We start from the raw sequence: 19,166 nt of genomic DNA on the forward strand, positions 1-19,166 counted from the left end.
AAAAAAAAGAAACGACAAACCAAAAGTTTGTCGTTTGAATGTTTATATTTAAGATTATGCTACAACTGACACATTACTAGCTTGTAAGCCACGTTCTCCTGATTCAACATCAAAAGTTACTTTTTGGCCCTCTTCTAAAGTCTTGAAGCCTTCGTTATTAATAGCTGAGAAATGCACGAATACATCTTCACCATTTTCTTGTTCAATAAAGCCAAAACCTTTTTCTGAGTTAAACCATTTTACTGTTCCATTATTCATAAATGAAATCCTCCTTGCGCTGAGCGCGATTTTTTTGCAGATGTTACATAAGATAAAGAAAAGGATTAATTATGATAATGAATTAAGCTTTTAAATATTTTATTACTCTCTACTCAATTAAGTATACTGTAATTAGTCATATTAGTCAATCACTACTATCCTTCATACTTTATAATTCGAAAAACGAACTTATTTTAATAAATTTAAGTGTGCATCTACAGCAGTTTGTAAGAAGTCTAAGGTATCTTGAGGAGCTTTACCATCGTTCAATAAATTAGCTGAACTTGGTAACATAACCTCAGGTTGTCCCACTGTTGGCATATTTAAAAATGAAAGAATCTTAACCAAATCTTTATTGGCTATTGAACCACCCATAGCAGAAATTGAATGGGACGCAATTAAAGCTGGTTTGCCATTCCATACAGATTGTCCCCATGGACGAGAAGCAACGTCTAATGCATTTTTTAATGCTGCTGAGATTGTACGGTTATGCTCTGGAGTTACGAATAAAATCAGATCTTGGCGTTTCACTGCTTCACGGAAATCAGTGTAGGCTTGTGGTGAATTTTCATCCAAATCTTGGTTATAAAGAGGTAAGTTTGCAATATCTAAAAACTCTACTTCTGTTCCCTCAGGGTATAAAGTCACAATATTATCTGCCCATTGTTTAGAAAAAGAATTTTTCCGAGTTGATCCTACAATTACACCTAGTTTAGTCATATTTAATCATCCTTTTTATATGTATTTGTTCTAGTAGTTAATTTACTGAACATATGTATTTTATCTCGAATTCGGAATAAAAGCAAGAGGAATAGTTAATTTTTTTATATTTTATTTCTCCCAATGTGAAAGATCTGGTAGCATTGGAACTACTTCTCTGCGGAAAAAAATACGTCCTGTTCTTCCAGAATATTGTCCAATTTGATAGTCTCTAAAGCTAGTAGTGGCTTTGAAGGCTGGCATTTGATAAAGTTGTTTCATATAGCGCCATAAATTAGGGTAATCGCGCAATGAATGATGGAATAAGCCATAGATTGGCATATAAAGTAAATCATGACGGATTAAAGGGGTATATAATATTAAATCGGCTTCAGTCAATTGATCACCTAATAAAAACTGATTCTCAGCGAAATGTTGATCTAACTCGGCTAATACTTTAAAGTAAGCCTCTGCATTTTGATCAAATTCTTCTTGAGAGCGAGTATATCCCGCACGATTTGCTCCTCCCAATACTTCATCAATTATTTTTTGGATCCAACTATCAATCTCTGATCTCAAATTTTCTGGATAAAGATCTGGAGCATTGTCAGCATGAAAAGGTTTAAAACGGGTTGTAAAGTCTCTTAAAATATCTAGTGACTCAGAGTTAACCACTGTCTTAGTTTTAATATCAATTAATGCAGGTACAGAAAAAGGACCCTCATATTCTGGATCAGTATTTTTATAAAGTTCCGAAACATATTCAACTTCTAAAATCGCATCTTTGCCTCCAGTTTCATTAGAAAAATCCCATACTTTACTAGTTTTTATTGGACTAGCGATAGCTAGACTAACTACTTTATCCAAACCTAGTAATCTTCTAGCAATATCAGCCCTTTGAGCATAAGGACATGGAAAACTAAACGCAAGACGATAACGATTTGCTTCTACTGGATAAGCAAAATCTTCTTTATATACTTTTGGCATAAAATCACTCCTTTGTCTCATTATAGCAGTCTCTTACTCTTCTTTAGAATTTAATGCTCACTATTCGTAATTAAATTGGCAAGATTATAAATAAATTCTTTACAATCCATTGGATTATACTTGCTAGGCCCCTTGATTCTTTTACCAGCTTTCCACATTTTGTCCTAAATGTCTTTTGAAGAAAAGATGGTCTCTATTATATTCAATATATAATCTGTCAGAATGATAATTCACGCGATATTTTGAAAATAATAAAGAAATTATGCCATAATCTTGAGTAATTATAATATTAGCTTTTTAGCATTGGGAAAAAAATTAATCGTATCTGCAACTGCTTCAATATAGATGGTCTCTACCAAATCAAAAACAAATATTCTATTTGAAAAATAATCTATTGTCGTTATAACAAAGACCTTAATCTTATAAGCTGAGCTATTTGAATGGCTTCAGCCTTCACAGGACAAGCATCTATTAAAATCCTCATAACTCCTATTGTTTCAAAAACGGGTTGGGACAAAAGCCTTAAAGAAAGTCCGGTCAACGATACAATCGTTAATCGGACTTTTTCGGTTCTATAATCTACGTAAATACACAAAGCAGCGAGCCTAGATTAGAAAGTTACTTTCCAATCTAGGCTCGCTGTAAGTTTTGAGGCGACTGAGAAGACCTTTTATCCTAGCCCCTTTATAATGAAGATTAATTAGTCTTCAAAAACAGTTTGTTCTGTAACTTCGGTAGTTAAAGCTTTCAAAGCTTTGTCTACTAAGTGAGTGCGTAATTTGTATTCTTCTTCCATTGATAATGAAGGATTACCTAGTGGGTGAGGAATAGCAATTGCAGGAACGATACGGTTAGCACCTACTGTTAATGAGATAGGTGTTACAGTTGCCATATGTACTACAGGTAAACCTGTTTTTTCGATTTCTTTTACCATTGTTGCTCCGCAACGAGTACAAGTACCTCAAGTGGAGGTTAGAATAACTGCATCTACATTATGGTCTACTAAGTCCTTAGCAATTTCAGAAGCAAATGCTTTTGATGATGCAACTGAAGTACCATTACCTACAGTAGTATAGAAATAGTTATGTAATTCGCCAATTTCTCCATTACGTTCTTTTTCACGTAAAACATCCACTGGAATAACACGATCTGAATCTTGGTTAGCATAAACTGGGTCATAACCACCGTGAGCTGTTTCATATTCGCCTTCTTTAAGGTCTTCAACACCAGAGATGTCATAACGACCATATTTAGAAGCTGAAGAGGATTCAATATGGTCAGGGTTACCAAATGGAACAATACCACCTGAAGTAACAATCGCAATTTTAGCTTTGGTTAAGTCTTTAATTGCTTTTCCTGGTTCTACATTATCAAAATCAGGCATTGGGAATTCAGTAGTGAATTCTTCACCAGCTAATTTCTTAACTAACATATCCACTGCACGTTTAGAACCGCGATCTTCTGTAAAGAAGTTTTTACGGTGACGCTCAAAGTATTCGTCAGTAATTGGGTCTAATTCTTGGTCTGTCAAGATTTTGTTAACAACATTTGCAATTGCAGGAATTGCTTTACGCATTGTTGCAGCAGAGTTACCAGTCTTAACAATGTAAGGAACTTTCTTATACATGTCAACACCAGGGTTCTCTTCATACATACCGGCAACAGCTGGTACATTCAATTCTTGCATAACTGCAGTTGCAACAGCTCCAGCAGCTACACCGTATCGTCCAGCGTTAAATGCAGGTCCAGTGATTACTAAATCTGGTTCAAATGACTTAATCATTTCGATTACTTCATTAATAGCATCTGTATTTTCATTAAAGTATGAGTCACCACATACCACAGTTCCAACGATTTCTCCATTTTCAGCAATTGCACCATTGATTCCAACACCTGGTCCTACAACACCATCTTGTTTGAATGGTTTTGTATCAGCTTTTTCTTCTCCACCGATACCAGCGTAGAATTGATTAATGTAATGAACTACACGTTTTTTTGTCATGGTTTTACCTCCTTATTTAATAATTATACGCCACGAGCTGTGCGTTTGTTGAAGCCTAATTCGTTTGTAGCACCAGTAATTGCTTGAATTTCAACTTCAATTTCGCCATTTTCACGTAAGCTTCCGTCAAATCCGCCGGCAATTGTATCAACATAATCTAATGTTCCGATAACTTTATCCATTGGAGGTAAAACAACTACTTCATTGGCATTTCCACCTGTTACAACTGCGTTTGCAGATTTATCAGCGTCTGCTAATCCTTGAGAAGCTCCATCGCGTCCAGCGTACTCATCAGTAACAATTACTGTTTTAACGCCTTCAGCTTCAATCTTCTTAGTATTCATGATCAAGTCAGTATCAGGGTTACCGAATCCTTCTTGAGAAACAATTACACCATCTAAACCTAGGAATGAACATAATTTAGATGTCCAATCAGATGAACGTTTCTTATCATTTAAATATACAGCTTCGTTTGTGATGATAACTCCCATAAAGTTGATATCTTTACCATGACGCTCATAAAGATCCTCAATGATCGGATTGTTTAAGTGGTGGTAAGTAGTATTCTTATCACATGCAGACACACAGTTACCAGAAATAACTGCTCCATCCATTACTTCTGTAGGATATAAAATTGAAGGAACAATATGCTTAGCATCAGTTCCATAAACATAAGTATCATGTAATAACCCTTGAGTTTGTAACATGTATACATAACCAACTTTTGGAAGATCAGGATATTCTGAAATTTGTTCCAATAGTGGTTTTGTTTCATAAGTTACCACTTCGTCTGCTTCTGTTGCTGCAGCTAATGTTCCTAAATGCTTAGCAACCTTCAATCCAGCTTCACGAACTGCTTGCTCATAAGCGTATGTTTTTACACCTTCAGCTGGCTCAACCACTAAACAGATGTTGATTAATTGGGAGAATGGTGTTAATTCAGCACCAGGCCCTTGCATATCAACAATACCTTCTTGAAATCCTACAATTTTACCAACTGTAGCGACCGCACAACCTTTTAATACATGAGTACGGCCTTCCCCAACGCGATCAACTTTGCTGACTACACCTGGGAAAACTTCTGATGTTGAATCTACTTTACCACGTGGCTCAATAACATCTTTAATAGGTGTAATACGTACTGACTCACCAGGTTTTGCAATTTCGATTGAAACATTAGCAATATGATCGTCTTCTAAAACGATATTTTTAATTTCTTCTTCATTGATGTATAAAACATTGCCTTCTACTTTAGATGAATCTGCAAGTTTTACATCGTTAATTTGAATTTTACCTAATTCAAGTTTCATTCAATCACCTCTATTGTTATTTTCTAAATTCAGGAGTTAGTTAAAGCGTAATTCTGGTGAAAAATGAATACGCTGAAGGGTACTCTCCATTAAATCTAAATCGATCGTGGCAAAATCCTCCAAGACTGAATCTAGCCAATTTGGAGTTGCTCGGTCCTTGATGAATTTTTCATAAACTGCGATGGCTTGTTCAATTATCTCGAGACTTTCTAGATCGATTTGTGATTGTTTAGTAGTAGTGATAATTATTGATTTGTAGAAAGTTTCGTTCGGTTTGATTGAACCACTCAGTGGATGAGTCAACAACACATAATGTTCATTAATAACGAGCTTTTTAGTCTCATAAAGAACATCACCATAGTCCCCATCAATAAAAATGATTGGACATTGGTCGATAGTTTCATTCACTTTTGGATTATTCGATATGATTTTCATGGTTTCACCTCTAGACGCCAGTGCTTGCCATTTAACTAAGAACGATTACATCGGACTTTTCTAAATGTTAAGAACAAAGCCAAAACTTGGCCGCACTCTCCTTAGTTCTTGTGAACATTATAACAAAAACAAAAAAAATTTACAACAAAATTCCCCAATAAAGTATATTTTCCAAATGTGTTCTGTTTATAAAATCAATATAAAAATCACCTAAAACTCTAACAAGTTTAAAAAAAGTTTTATTAGATTAGTGAACAATATATTGGAATAGATAACTTGTAAAATGTGAGTGATTTAGACTCTAATTTAACAATTGGAGTAAGTTATCTTCAAAAATTGCATAGCCTTCTTTCGTTAAGTGGATACCATCAATAGTATATCTATCCGAAATCTTACCGTTTGAGTCATAAACTCGTTCCCATGTTAATAATTTTATTTGAAATCTTTTTGATAGTTTTCTAAGTTCTTGATTTACCCAAGTGATTTTTTCTGGTTTTAGCCTTTCGGTTTCATCGGTTTGAATAATTTCAGAAAGGACTATTCTTATTTTAGGGTTCAATTCACTAATAAAAACTAATAATTGTGTCAAATAGGTAATAATAGACTCTTTTTTCATTTGATAATAAAGTTCATTAATTCCAAACATAATAAGAACTGCATCACTTTCACCTAATTCATTAGCAATTTTTTTAGCCATCTGCAGGCCCTCTTTAGCAATAATACCTTGTTTAGATACGTTAATAATCTTCCATTCTCCCATACTTTCTTTCTTATAAAATGAGAGAATAGAATGTCCTAAAAATATAAGCTTTTTCATATTTCCTCCATTTTGAATTTCCTAAGTTACCGATTCATATAATCTTATTATAACATCATTATAATTTTGTGAACAAGATCACATGTTTGTGGGTTTATTAGTATTATTTAACTTAAATTGTTAGAATTATAAATAATTATCCATTATAATTAATATCAGTTAGAAACACTAAGCTATCTTATTGTTTTAGAAAGAAGGTTTAATATGACTAAAAATAAATATTTGTATTTAACATTTGATTCTACAACTGATGCCATAGCTGCTGAAGCACAATTTAAAGCCGCTAATATTAAAGGTCGTCTGGTTATGATTCCTCGAGAACTTTCAGCAGGTTGTGGAATGTCTTGGAGATCTGAACCTCATTTAAAGGAAGTGTTACTAACGGTTGCTGAAAAAAATAATATAAATTTGAAACAAGTAGAAATCTTATAGCTTCAGATTTTTTACAAAGTATATCTATTTTCTAGTATCAGCTATTTATTCAGTTCTTATATCTGTTATAATTATGGGTGTAAATTGTTAATTAAGGAGAATGAACATGTTAAAAACGATTAAAATTAATTTTGAAACCATCGAATTAATGGACTTCTTTTGGCAAACAGCTGCTCGTCGTGAAAAATTAACCGATTCTTACTTTTTAGATATAGCTAATCGTCCAGAAATGGAAGTTATCTATACTGAGGGATTCGATTCAAACTCAGTAAGAAAAGTTTTATCGGCCGTTATTAACTATGAACCAGTCAATGAAGCAACTAAAAAAGAATTAGAATTCTATCAATCCAACAAATTCTTTGCTGATGATCCTGGAAATGTCGAACTCACCCTCCCTACTGTTAAAACTTTAAATGTCGATGAAATGAAAGAAACTTTTTCAGGAGACACAAAGTATGAAGAAATAAAAATTAATTTTGTTCCTGCATACGACATCGTGGATCAAATTGATGGTGATACACTGACAATTAATTTCTTCAAACTTGGTATTGATTTCACAGATTTCGAAACGGTACTCATAGAAGGTAAAAAGCTTAAGGACTATTTAGAAGAAAAACTTAAAGAATTACTCGAATAAAGCTTAAACCTCATTTGAGGATAACTTAATCGAGACCCTGGCTTCAGTCTGGGAGACTGGGCTAAAAGTCCTCAATACTACATAAAAATCAGCGAGCCAGAGTGCTTAGGCTCGCTGATTTTTGCTGTTTTGATTAAAATAATAATTCTTGCATACTATACATAATAGTAATTAACAGCTAGGATGCCGATAAAAAGGGGCTTTTATGGATAAAAATTAAACCGTAGCTAAATATATTATTCTACTTCATTTAAACTTTGATATTCCTATGGATCAGGAAGCGCCATTAATCAGTCGGTACTTTCGTCTTAAATGACCACCATCTCTTCCAAGATAAAGTTTATTTACTGATGGCACGAAGCTAGAAGCCGATGCTGATTAGCATTCCTAACATTTACGCTCAATCCTAGTTTGATGCTGAGATAGTATTTGGTCGCAATTTTATTGTGCGAAGAATAAAGCTCAAGGGAGAAAAGGGATAATAAATGACCGGAGTCTCCTTACAATGACTATGAATCTCACACAATCACCCCATTATTTACAAACTTCCCGACATTTTGGGCTTGTTATTCACTATTCTTATTCATTAAACGACAAAAGCAGTGGCGAATCTCATGTTTAATGATTCGCCACTGCTTTTAGGACTTTTTGCTCAGTCCCGTTTTAATTACTTATGTAAAGTGTTTACATATAACCTTTTTCTTTAACAATTTCATTGGCTTTCTTAGCATTTGCGCCACTAATCATTACGATAGGACCTGAACATCCCATCCCTGATTCAGCGTAAATACCTTCTTTCCATAATGCTTTAACAGCATCTTCAAGGTCTAATACATCAATTCCGTTAATTTGAGCTGTAACTACTTCTTTAGCTGGTGCTTTAATTTCTTCCTCAGCTACAGTAGCCTTAGGTTGAAGTCCTTCACGAACATCCTTAAGACCTGCTTTTTTAGCAGATTCATATTCTTGCTTAGCTACAGTCGTTAATTTACCTTTAGCCATTTGGAAAGCATATTTTAATGCATTGGCAATAACAGGTGCTCCTGAAGCACGTGATACGATATTAATAATATGGTCGTATCCATCTCCAACACCTGGACCATATCCGAATCCAGTTGTTTCGTAAGTACCACCTGAAGTGTATGATCCGAATAGTTTCATTAAGATATTACCTGTTAAAGAATCACAAACCATTACGTCTGCAGAACCCAATAACAAGTCATTACCACGTAAAACTACGCCACCATCTGAACGAGCAGACTCGCCAAATGTAATATCATATCCTTTTTCTTGTAATTGTCTTAAAGCACGTTCAACAGTATTAGCTCCGTCAACGTTCACAATTCCAACTGTTGGATTTTGAATTCCTTTGGCTTTAGCCACTGCGATACCATTAATAGCGTTTAAGACCATTGCTTCTGTACGGACAGTAGCTGTAGTACCAGTAGTTGTAGCAATGAACATTTCACGCCCTAAAGCAGGTGAAATTACACGGCCTACAGTTGATACACCAATCGGGAATGTATGGTGAAGTGTTACTGCCCCATGAATAGTTCCATCATTTAATAATTTTTCAAGCGTTTCTTCAACCGCTGATTCATCATTAGCTTCATAATGTTCGTATTCTTCAGTCCAGTCTAATTTTTCACCAATCAGAACGACTTCAAATAGACCTTCTGATTTTGCCAGAGCAGCTGCTTCACGCATAACATCAAACCCTAGTTCAGAGCCATTGATGGTTAGACCAATCTTAATAGATGGTCCAACTTGACCGCTCTCTAACGTATGAGCTAATTCGTTTATAACATCTTTAATTGCTTGATTCACTTGGTTAGACATGCGTATTGCTCACCTCTATTCTTCTTCTGATGAAAAGTTTTCAGCAAATTGGCGTAATGCCTTAGCAACTTCTGCTTTAACAACTTCTTTCAAGTCGCCGTCAACAGCTGTTTCAACTTCTCCTGAGTTACGTTCAATAATTATTGATACCCCGTCAAATAAGTTAGTCATACGTCCTAAGAATAATGAACCCTTACCAACGATCATTGCCCGATTAATACCTGAATCACTTGTCATATCGTCATAAGCGAATCCTAGGTAAGGAGCTCCTGAAGGAATATGACCTTGAGTTGGTGCCCAACCAGGAATTCCTTTTTCTGCAACAAAGTTAGCTAAATCAGCACGTTCTAATTCTTTACGTAATACTCCTACCGCACCAATCATCTTAAGGTTAGCAGTTGGCACATCTCCAGCACCAGCAGATTTAGTAATATCTGGGTTTTGCATTTCAACTGAGAAAATGTCAACATCTGGAATAGTTAAGCCTGCTTTATCTAAAGGATCTCCTACCAAAGCAGTCATAACCGCTTGAGGTGAAGAACCAGATGAAACAGTATGACGTCCAGTAACATCTGTACGGATCACTGGGCTCTTTCCATCGTTTTGAGAAATTAAGTAGGCCACACCAGCTACTGAATCCTCTAATAATGGCATATCTTTTTCATAATGAGATTTACCATTCATACCTAATTTAGCAGTAGAACCTCCGGCAACAACCGCTACTGCTTTATATGTTCCAGCTCTTACTAATGAAGCTGCACTGATCAAGGCATGTGTTGGTGCCCCACAGAAAGCACGTAAGTCAGATCCTGAAGCATTTTTTAGACCGCAAAGCTCTGCAATAGCTTTAGCCATGTTACCCCCACCACGCTGGTTCATGTCACCGATTGCTTCTTCTGATGCCTCAATCACATATTCAATGTCTTCAGCATTGATATCTTCAGTATCTCGTAATAAGTGGCGTAAAGATAAAACACCTGAAGCTTTGTTAACTAAGTTTTCTAGCATGATATGAGCATTTAAGTTAGGGTCAATATCGTGGGCACGTGAAACCACGCCGACTAATTCACCTTCATAATATAGTCCCTCAGCTTCATACTCATCGATATGTTTTTGTAACCATTCAGCCGATTCGGTGTTTTTAATCTTGTCCACATCATCTTTAAAGATTTCATTTTCTGCCATAACTTCTTTTACCTTAGCAGCAAATCCTTCTTCAAGATATACTAAGTCAAATACGTCTACGATTGAAAGTAGTCCGTAAAATTCAATCTCTGGCATAATTTCGCCACGTTTTGAGTAACGTCCACCTTCAGCTTTAGTTTTGAAACGTGGTTCTTCAATTTTTTTCAATTCAGAATAATGCATATTATTAATATACGTTTGGTTATTAGGGTCTGTTAGAACCTCTTCGTAACTACGTAAATGTTTATCTAGATTCTTAAGATATTCAGAATCTGGAGTGGTGATGCGCTCAGTGGTTTGAGTCGTACCATTATGAATTAACATATTAGGTGTATGTGCTAGAGTATAAGCTGCACCTTTCAATACTGGAAGAGTCATTTGCATTCTCCTTTTTTATGGTTAGTTTATATTGTATATTATTTCACATATCTGTTAAAAAAGCAAGTCTTTAGAACTCTCTGAATAAAAAAGCCAGCATAAGCAAACTGCTTTTACTGGCCCTCCTTTTAGATATAATTTTTAAAAATTATACTGAATATTTAGAAAATTGATCGCGAATTGATTTCATTTCTTCAGCGATTGAATCAACATCTAATACCATTTCCATCATACCGATTTGTTCATCGTAAATGTCTGGATCAGCGTATTCTTTGAACTCTGGTTCAGTTGCATGGTATACAGCTAAACCTAGAGGTGTGTTTGTTAAAGCACCCGCATAAGTTGGGTCTCCGTTGGTAACTGTTTCAGCTGCTAGACCAGCAGATTCTGCTTCAGCCCCACCTAAGATTACAACAAGATTTTCTGCACCGTGTTTTTCAGCAGCTTCTTTAATACGACGTTGGTTTTCCAAATCCATGGCTCCTGCAGCCGTTCAAACGAAGCACTCTGTTGATGACATTAAAATCTCAACTGGTTTACCTTCTAAACTAGCTTCGATTGCTTGTCCTGGAATACCGTCACGGTCTCCAATGATCAATAATTTTTTATTATCCATTGACATAATGTTACCTCCTAAGATATTCGAAATAAAATGTTCGCAACAACAATATATCACTACTATGACTGTAGTATAACCCTAGCTTTCATATTTGTCAAACCAATTTATAAACGATTACGTTTTATTCATTATTCACTAAATCCACCCTCCAAAAACACTTTAACAGCAAGCTTTAAGCATTTATTTAAATTTATAATAAATAATTTTTTAATAAGCATGTGTATCAATTTTAAGCTATAATAATGACAGATTTAGGAGGTTTTTCCATGAAGGTCTTACATGTTTTAGCCCAGCTACCTGCTCAAACAGGTTCTGGCATTTATTTTCAAAATTTAATCACGGGCTTAAAAGATAAAGGCATAGATAATGGCATTATCTACGCCACTCAACCCCCTTTTAAAGAATTATTGCAAACAGATAATTGTTACCCTGTTCATTTCCAATCCAATGAACTCCCCTTCTCAATTGTCGGTATGTCAGATGTGATGCCTTATCAAAATTCTATTTATTCTCAATTAACAGATCAGCAGACTGAACAATGGCAACAAGCTTTTATTAAAAGATTAATGCAAGCAAAAGAAGAATTTCAACCGGATATTATCTTAACCCATCATCTTTGGTACTTAACTTCTTTGGTGCTAGATACTTTTCCTGAAATTCCAGTGATTGGTATCAGTCATGGGACGGATATTCGGCAAGCTAGACGCCACCCTCATTTAAAAACACGCTATTTGGGTAATATGAACCGGCTGGCTTTGATTTTCTCTTTAACTCAAGATGATCGTGACAATTTAATCGAGGAGTTTCAAATTGATGCTGAAAAAATTATAGTTACCGGCAATGGTTTTAATTCTGCCATTTTTAATCTAGAAGGTTCACGAAAGTCTAAGCAGTCTTCAATAAATTTAATCTATGCTGGTAAAATCACTCGTTCTAAGGGTGTCTTTGAATTAGTTCTAGCTTTTGAAAAAGTCAAAAAATCTTTTCCTCAAAGCCAACTGTTACTAATTGGTAACGGCGATCCTAGTGAAATTAAAGAATTAAAAACAATTGTCTCTTCTTATGGAATAGAAGATATTCACTTTCTTTCAGCACTTCCTCAATTAGAATTAGCCAGTTGGATGAAAAAATCTGATATTTTTATTCTGCCATCATATTATGAAGGTTTAGCAACTATTTGTTTAGAAGCCATGGCTTGTGGTTTGCGTACAGTAGTTTCTGAATTAGCCCCTTTAAAGAATTTCTTAGCTGATGAGATTAACCAATCTCAATGGATTGAATATGTTCCGCTTCCACGCATTGTTGACCAAGATAAAGCACATCAAGAAGATATCCCAGAATTTATTGCAAACTTAAGTCAATCTATTATTTTACAAATAAATCGATTACAGTCGCAACAAGCCATCGATCCTCATATATATGATTTAATAATGCAATACTCATGGGAACGTTTAATAGATAAACAATATCATTGCATAAACTTCTTATTTAAAGAAAAAGATAAAGCATAAACTTTAAGACTGCAGGCAAAAACCCTTCAAATGTTTACTGTCTGCATTGACTGACGTCATGGAAATCACCCGTTTTCTTTTTATTATACATGACAAAAATCCGTCCCTAACACTGTTACCACAGCGGGGACGGATTTTTACTGGGTGTTGGCGTAATTTATGTTGTCGCCTCTTGGTCTTCAATCTTAAACCTTATTCTTTTATTTACAATTGTTTTAAATAACTAATGATTTGCTCCATGTCTGCTAAAGAAAGTGTGCGAACATCAAATTGTACATGATTTTGCTGAACACGTGCTATAACTGGCTTATCTTGACTCCTTAGGTAAGATTCAATTTGACTTGCCGACAACTTTCGGTGGTCGACTTGAACCAAGATGGTTGATAGTGTTGATCCAGGGTATGATCCTCCCCCTACTTGCGATTGTCCTTCTATCAAATCTACTTGCCAAGAACCGGCTAATTCCCCAATGGCTTGTTGGAATTTTTGAGCCTTTTTAAGTAATTGTTCACGATCTTGGCTAATCATTTGTAAGACTGGTATTTTGCTAAAGGCCAGTTCTGGATTTAAATATTGTCGCATGGTCACTTCCAAGGCTGCAAGCGTTAGCTTGTCAGTTCGTAAGGCACGAGTTAATGGGTGGGCACGCATCTTATCTAACAATTCTTTTTTACCAACTATAACCCCTGCTTGCGGCCCACCTAGTAACTTATCGCCAGAGAAAGTTACTACATCGTATCCCGCTTGAATGGCTTCTTGAACCGTTGGTTCATAAGGCAGACCAAATGTTTGCATATCCATAAATAGGCCTGAACCTAAATCGTTTAATGCAAGAAGACTGTGTTCATGAGCCAAGTCTACTAGTTCTTGATCATCCACTTTTTCAGTAAAGCCAACTAAATGATAATTGGATGTATGGACTCTTAACAAAGCTCCGGTCTCTTCATTGATAGCAGCTTTATAATCACTAAGGTGTGTTTTGTTAGTAGATCCTACTTCATGGAGCAGGGCTCCTCCACGGGTTATCACATCAGGTATCCTAAATGAGCCGCCAATTTCAACCAACTCACCACGAGATATAACCACTTCTTTAGCTTCTGTTAGGGCTGAAAGCATTAAAAGTACTGCTGCAGCATTATTATTAACTACTAACGCATCCTCTGCACCTGTTATTTGTTTCAATACATCTTTTAAGTGAGTGTATCTAGAGCCACGTCTGCCCTCTTCTAAATCATACTCTAAGTTAGAGTAATTGGGCCCTAAATCAACAAGAGCATCAATAACTGTTTGAGATAAAGGCGCCCGTCCTAAATTGGTATGTAAAACTGTTCCGGTGGCATTAATTACTGGTTTAAGAGAGGGATTCAGTCTTTTAGCTAAAGCTTCTTCAATGTGTTTTATCACACTTTCAAACTCTAATGAACTAGCCTCAGTAATCTCCCCACTTAAGACACCTTGCCTGATAAAGTCAATTTGTTTTTGAATACTTTCTTTAACATAAGCTGGATCTAATTTTTCGGTCCATTTTCTAATACGTTCATCTTGTAGAACTCTATCAACTTTTGGTAGTGATGATAATAAATGTTTCATCAAATGAAAGCCTCCTCAATCTTTTGCAGATATTTAGGGTTCATTACACGTACATCCTCATTTCTTATGGTTATCCCACGCTTATCGAAATCCTCTAACAGTAAGAGAGTGTATTTACGACTGGTTCCTAAAAGGTTTCTAAAATCTGCCAAGGCAATTGTATCATGTTCTTTAAGGAAATCTCTCAACCTTTTGAGCGCCTCATTATAGTAAGAAACGTGAATCTCAGTTTGCTTATCCAAACGGTAAAATTCATTTTGTTTACGCATCAACCTATAAACTTCTCGCATGTTTTTATCTTTACCAACCACTTCTTCAAAAAGTGGCGGTGCGAAAGGGGTTTCAGCTAATTTTGCTTCAATAGCTTTTCTTGCTTTCGCTTGAGCTGGCGTAATAGCAATCGAGTGGTCAACTAAGCGAATTAAATCGCCCTCAATTACAAAGTGGCCCTGACCAACTATGGTTTGAATGATTGCATTCAGCTCCTTAGGTGCAATTTTATTAAAGCGTGAACGGAATTCTTCTAAGGACATACCAGCAATCATATTATTCACCTGGTGAAATTCTGATAATGTTTCTTCCATTTCTTTTTGAATGGCATCAAATGAAACTCGGGCCATATAGAACTGGCCAAATTTCATTAAGTCGCCGGCTTCGACCATCTCTTTCACATATCCTTCAATTGTACGCATTTCTTCATTCAGATAGTCAGCCATTTCTTTAATGGATGTAAAGCCGGCAGAACGATGGGATAAGAAATCCAATAACACATCTGACATAGTGCCTGATTCTAGTACTTCTAATGACTCAATGACATCTTGATTGTAACGTTTATGTTTCTTAGGGGTAGGATCGAGAACCTCGCCCCCTCCGATTGTAATTACAGGTGAATAATTTCTTAAAATAAAACGATCGCCTTTCTTTACAGCAATTTGTTCTTCTAAACGTATTTGCATAAAAGCTGTCTGTCCCGGTTGAACTTTTTCAACGCCTAAGGGGACAAGTCTACCAATAACTTCACGCGTTCCAATATGCACATGTACTCTATCCCAAAGTTCCATCGGTTGGCTGGCATCTTTAAGACATTGCACCTTGGTGTCCAACATATATGAAGACTCTAAAGGCGCTGCACTTAGGACATCGCCACGACCAATTTGATCAAGGTCGACCTTGGTTAAGTTGATAGCGGTCCGATTGCCAGCATGCGCCTCTTCTTGATCTTGTTCGTGAATTTGAATTGTACGGATCCGAGTTGGTATGCCAGATGGATAAATCGTTAAATCGTCACCTACTCGAATAGAACCATCAATTAGAGTGCCTGTTACGACAGTCCCAAATCCTTTAACAGAAAAAGCGCGATCAACATTTAAGCGTGCCGGTAAGGATTCATTATCCCGTTGAATCTTCTCAACCTTTTCAGCCAGTAAGGCCTTTACTTTTTCAATACCAATGCCTGAAATAGCGTCCGTTTCAACGATAGGTGCGTCTTCCAATGGCGTTCCTTCAAATTGTTCACGAATATCTTCGTAAACTAGTAGTTTAAGCTCTTCATCTGCATCCGCTACCTTTGTTAAGACAATGATGAAATCTTTAATACCTAACAAGTTAAGGACAGAAACATGTTCTTTAGTTTGCGGCATTATGCCTTCGTTCACATCAATCACTAGCATTACTAGATCAATACCGGCCGCACCTGCTAACATGTTTTTGATGAACTTTTCGTGTCCGGGAACATCTACTATACCAACTCGTTCCCCATTATTTAAATCAATATAAGCAAAGCCTAAATTGATAGAAAGGCCACGCTGCTTCTCTTCCTTAGAAGTATCTGTTTCGATACCTGTTAAGGCTTTGATGAGCGTGGTCTTTCCATGATCAATATGGCCTGCCGTTCCTAAAACGACATTTTTCATTAAGTAATTCCTTTCTTATCAACTAACTAGGGTCTTACAACTCGGTCATAAGATCTTAATTGTTCAAGAATATAGCGCATATTGGTTTCTTCACCGACCGCAAGCTTGTCTTTTAATTCGTAGAACGAAACACAAGTCCCACAAGCTTTAACTGCAACCCCTTTGTCAAGGAGCGTTTGTAAATCTTCGACGGTGTCAGCACCTTCTGCTGCTAAGGTTACTCCACCATTGTATAATAAAATTTCTTTTGGTAGTTCTTCTTCTTGAGCTAATACACTAATAAACGATTTAATTAGTGTACGACCTAGATCATTATTACCTTCTCCTAGTTTGTCACTTGCAATAACTACAATGTAATCAGTCAAATTATTTCCTCCTAAACTTCACTTATTTTACCACAATTGCCTTGTCTTTTTTTTCAACCATATAACCAATATGAGCGGCTTGAATGGATTTTTCTTTATAAGCCACTAAAATTGCTTCTAGCTGATCTTCAGGAACTGTTATTAATAAGCCTCCTGAGGTCTGTGGATCAAATAGCACTTCCTCCATGGTTGAATCCTCAATTTGAAAATCAATATTCTTAGCATAATGAGCGCGGTTACGTTTGGCACCACCAGTGGTTAAATGTTCTTTAGCTGCTTGGTAGGCACCTTCAATAATTGGTATTTTATCGGCAAATATTTCTGCCGTCAACTGCTCATCACACATCTCCATCAAATGACCTAAAATGCCAAAGCCAGTTATATCTGTACATGCGGTAGCTTGATAATCCAACATGACTTCAGCTGCATACTTATTCAAAGTTGTCATTAATTCAATTGCTTCATCAAAAGCCTTTTCATCAATTAATCCTTTGTTATGTGCAGTGGTTACAATGCCTACTCCCAATTTTTTAGTCGCAATGATAGCATCGCCAGCTTTTGCACCATTGTTGGTAATTATTTTATCAGGATGCACAACTCCTGCTACTGCTAAACCATATAGCGGTGTGGATTGACGAATCGTATGTCCTCCCGCTAGAACTCCTCCAGCTTCTAAGACTTTTTCAGCTCCCCCACGTAGAATTTCAGCTAAATTTTCGAGCGGTTGACTGTCATCAGGATAAGCTACTATGTTGAGTGCCGTAATCACTTTTCCTCCCATTGAATAAACATCCGATAAAGCATTGGTTGCTGATATTTGACCAAAAACATATGGATCTTTGACCATTGAAGGGAAGAAATCAGTTGTTTGAATAACTGCAACATCCGGTGAAACTTGGTAAACTGCTGCATCATCACTAGAATCATAACCTACTAGTAAATTACCATCAAATTGCTTGGGTAATCCTTCTAAAATTTCAGACAAACTGCCTGGTCCAATTTTAGCGTTTCATCCACCACATATTTCTAATTCATTCATTTTTTCTTTATCTATCATTTATATCTCCCCACTTCCTTTTATGATAGTCCTATTATAGCCTTTTTAATTATTGTTTTCAGTAATCAAAAACTTGGATTTATTAGTTTTCATAATAAAAGCAGCACAAGTCTGACTTGTGCTGCTAAGTTAAAATTTTGATTAGAACTCAACTTTTTCAGATTTAACACGACCTTTTTCATTAACATAGTATAAGTCTACACGGTCAGTGAAAGGTGTTGCGTCTGCTCCTACACCATCTTTACGAAGTGAAACTTGTAAAGCTTTATGATCAAAGCCTTCAGTTTCTTTGAGAACTGATTTCATAACCTTCATGATAGAGATTGGTGTTTCAGGTTCTTTTAATGTAACGATTGCTTTACCTTTTTTCAATGCTGCTGCAACTAAATCTTCAACTTGATCAGCTGGCGCTCCAAAGATTAAATAGTAGTCGCCTTCTTTTTCTAAGTCTTCAGCTTTACGAACTTGAACAGAATCATGCGTTTTCTTAGCTAATTGCATGATGTTAGCCATCAAAGGGCGAGATCCAGTTGAGCGGTGTCCAGCAATAATTACTGAAGATTTTTCTGCAAAAGCCTCTTCAATTGCGTTTGCTACTTTCTCGTTAAATAATCCATCTTCAACAAATTTACCTAAAATTGCGTTCATAATTAAACCTCCATATAGTTAGTTATGTGTATAGGTTCACAATATCACAAATTTTACATTTTGCAAAGGGGTTGGCCTCATCTTTTCACTTATAAACAAAAGATGTGATTTTTTATTTATTTAGATTTATAATAAAAAAGACTTTATTTAAAAGGAGCTAGTCCGATATCAAATAAGCACCTACTAAAAATGCTTGCTAATCGTATCAAAAAGTCAGCCGCTGACTTTTATCATGAGATTGTTATAGAAAAATAAAAACACAGCTAGATAATAATAAATTAAGACGGACTATTGGATAATCTGTTGAAAATATAGCTTTTGCACCGGAGGAATCAAATATAAGGTTAGGTTTCGCCAATCCTCATGAGAAAGCTAAACCTCAATTAGGTGAAACAGTCGTCGATTTAGCTTGTAGTAAAGTTTTTGATGCTTTTTATTGCGGCTAAAACGGCTGGTAAAGAATGAACATCTGCACTTAATGGTA

At 35.9% G+C, this 19,166-nt stretch carries 18 protein-coding genes; 3 read left to right on the top strand and 15 right to left on the bottom strand.

What is annotated here, in order from left to right:
- Positions 1-54: 54 nt before the first annotated feature.
- The 7 genes from ACQV2S_RS04815 to ACQV2S_RS04845 all read right to left on the bottom strand — a co-directional run bounded on the left by ACQV2S_RS04815 (position 55) and on the right by ACQV2S_RS04845 (position 6,508).
- Positions 55-258: a cold-shock protein gene (locus tag ACQV2S_RS04815; RefSeq protein ID WP_258435605.1), complete on the bottom strand. Its 204-nt coding sequence runs from the start codon at positions 256-258 to the stop codon at positions 55-57.
- A 189-nt stretch (positions 259-447) separates the two neighbouring features.
- On the bottom strand, positions 448-978 hold the full coding sequence (locus ACQV2S_RS04820; RefSeq protein WP_428872823.1) for an NADPH-dependent FMN reductase: 531 nt from the start codon (positions 976-978) through the stop codon (positions 448-450).
- Between the two features lie 111 nt (positions 979-1,089).
- The gene (locus ACQV2S_RS04825; RefSeq protein WP_428872822.1) at positions 1,090-1,944 is read right to left on the bottom strand and encodes a glutathione S-transferase C-terminal domain-containing protein; all 855 of its coding nucleotides are present in this window, start codon (positions 1,942-1,944) and stop codon (positions 1,090-1,092) included.
- Between the two features lie 700 nt (positions 1,945-2,644).
- Positions 2,645-3,946, bottom strand: a complete 1,302-nt coding sequence (gene grdB, locus ACQV2S_RS04830; RefSeq protein ID WP_428874630.1) for a glycine reductase complex selenoprotein B — start codon at positions 3,944-3,946, stop codon at positions 2,645-2,647.
- A gap of 23 nt (positions 3,947-3,969) precedes the next feature.
- Positions 3,970-5,256, bottom strand: coding sequence for a glycine/sarcosine/betaine reductase component B subunit (locus ACQV2S_RS04835; RefSeq protein ID WP_428872819.1), 1,287 nt, complete (start codon positions 5,254-5,256; stop codon positions 3,970-3,972).
- Positions 5,257-5,292: 36 nt separating this feature from the next.
- Positions 5,293-5,691: a GrdX family protein gene (locus tag ACQV2S_RS04840; protein WP_428872818.1), complete on the bottom strand. Its 399-nt coding sequence runs from the start codon at positions 5,689-5,691 to the stop codon at positions 5,293-5,295.
- A 301-nt stretch (positions 5,692-5,992) separates the two neighbouring features.
- Positions 5,993-6,508, bottom strand: a complete 516-nt coding sequence (locus tag ACQV2S_RS04845) for an SGNH/GDSL hydrolase family protein (RefSeq protein WP_428885098.1) — start codon at positions 6,506-6,508, stop codon at positions 5,993-5,995.
- Between the two features lie 204 nt (positions 6,509-6,712).
- Here ACQV2S_RS04845 and ACQV2S_RS04850 point away from each other — a divergent pair, with 204 nt between their 5' ends.
- Both ACQV2S_RS04850 and ACQV2S_RS04855 read left to right on the top strand, forming a co-directional pair.
- Complete coding sequence (locus ACQV2S_RS04850; protein WP_428872815.1) at positions 6,713-6,940, top strand: DUF3343 domain-containing protein; 228 nt, start codon at positions 6,713-6,715, stop codon at positions 6,938-6,940.
- A 106-nt stretch (positions 6,941-7,046) separates the two neighbouring features.
- A complete protein-coding gene (locus ACQV2S_RS04855) occupies positions 7,047-7,577 on the top strand; it encodes a hypothetical protein (RefSeq protein ID WP_428881684.1) in 531 nt (176 codons plus the stop codon).
- A gap of 684 nt (positions 7,578-8,261) precedes the next feature.
- Here the strand turns inward: ACQV2S_RS04855 and grdD are convergent.
- The 3 genes from grdD to grdA form a co-directional block, all read right to left on the bottom strand.
- Positions 8,262-9,416 (bottom strand): glycine/sarcosine/betaine reductase complex component C subunit alpha, encoded by a 1,155-nt coding sequence (grdD, locus tag ACQV2S_RS04860; RefSeq protein WP_428874629.1) that lies wholly within the window; start codon positions 9,414-9,416, stop codon positions 8,262-8,264.
- A 15-nt stretch (positions 9,417-9,431) separates the two neighbouring features.
- Positions 9,432-10,979: a glycine/sarcosine/betaine reductase complex component C subunit beta gene (gene grdC, locus ACQV2S_RS04865; protein ID WP_428875758.1), complete on the bottom strand. Its 1,548-nt coding sequence runs from the start codon at positions 10,977-10,979 to the stop codon at positions 9,432-9,434.
- Positions 10,980-11,127: 148 nt separating this feature from the next.
- Positions 11,128-11,601, bottom strand: coding sequence for a glycine/sarcosine/betaine reductase complex selenoprotein A (grdA, locus tag ACQV2S_RS04870; RefSeq protein ID WP_258435592.1), 474 nt, complete (start codon positions 11,599-11,601; stop codon positions 11,128-11,130).
- Between the two features lie 263 nt (positions 11,602-11,864).
- Here grdA and ACQV2S_RS04875 point away from each other — a divergent pair, with 263 nt between their 5' ends.
- Complete coding sequence (locus ACQV2S_RS04875) at positions 11,865-13,109, top strand: glycosyltransferase family 4 protein (protein ID WP_428872811.1); 1,245 nt, start codon at positions 11,865-11,867, stop codon at positions 13,107-13,109.
- A 204-nt stretch (positions 13,110-13,313) separates the two neighbouring features.
- Here ACQV2S_RS04875 and selA read toward each other — a convergent pair whose 3' ends face one another.
- The 5 genes from selA to ACQV2S_RS04900 all read right to left on the bottom strand — a co-directional run bounded on the left by selA (position 13,314) and on the right by ACQV2S_RS04900 (position 18,682).
- Positions 13,314-14,699 (bottom strand): L-seryl-tRNA(Sec) selenium transferase, encoded by a 1,386-nt coding sequence (gene selA / locus ACQV2S_RS04880; RefSeq protein WP_428872810.1) that lies wholly within the window; start codon positions 14,697-14,699, stop codon positions 13,314-13,316.
- Positions 14,699-16,612 (bottom strand): selenocysteine-specific translation elongation factor, encoded by a 1,914-nt coding sequence (gene selB / locus ACQV2S_RS04885; protein WP_428872809.1) that lies wholly within the window; start codon positions 16,610-16,612, stop codon positions 14,699-14,701. The genes selA and selB overlap by 1 nt, the downstream gene beginning before the upstream one ends.
- Positions 16,613-16,638: 26 nt before the next feature.
- The gene (yedF, locus tag ACQV2S_RS04890) at positions 16,639-16,977 is read right to left on the bottom strand and encodes a sulfurtransferase-like selenium metabolism protein YedF (protein ID WP_428872808.1); all 339 of its coding nucleotides are present in this window, start codon (positions 16,975-16,977) and stop codon (positions 16,639-16,641) included.
- A 22-nt stretch (positions 16,978-16,999) separates the two neighbouring features.
- Positions 17,000-17,977, bottom strand: coding sequence for a selenide, water dikinase SelD (selD, locus tag ACQV2S_RS04895; protein WP_428873009.1), 978 nt, complete (start codon positions 17,975-17,977; stop codon positions 17,000-17,002).
- 198 nt (positions 17,978-18,175) lie between these two features.
- Entirely contained in the window at positions 18,176-18,682 is a 507-nt protein-coding gene (locus tag ACQV2S_RS04900; RefSeq protein WP_428872807.1) for a hypothetical protein, read from the bottom strand.
- Positions 18,683-19,166: the final 484 nt, after the last annotated feature.

This window comes from Facklamia sp. P13064 (assembly GCF_050409425.1).
Lineage (GTDB): Bacteria > Bacillota > Bacilli > Lactobacillales > Aerococcaceae > Facklamia.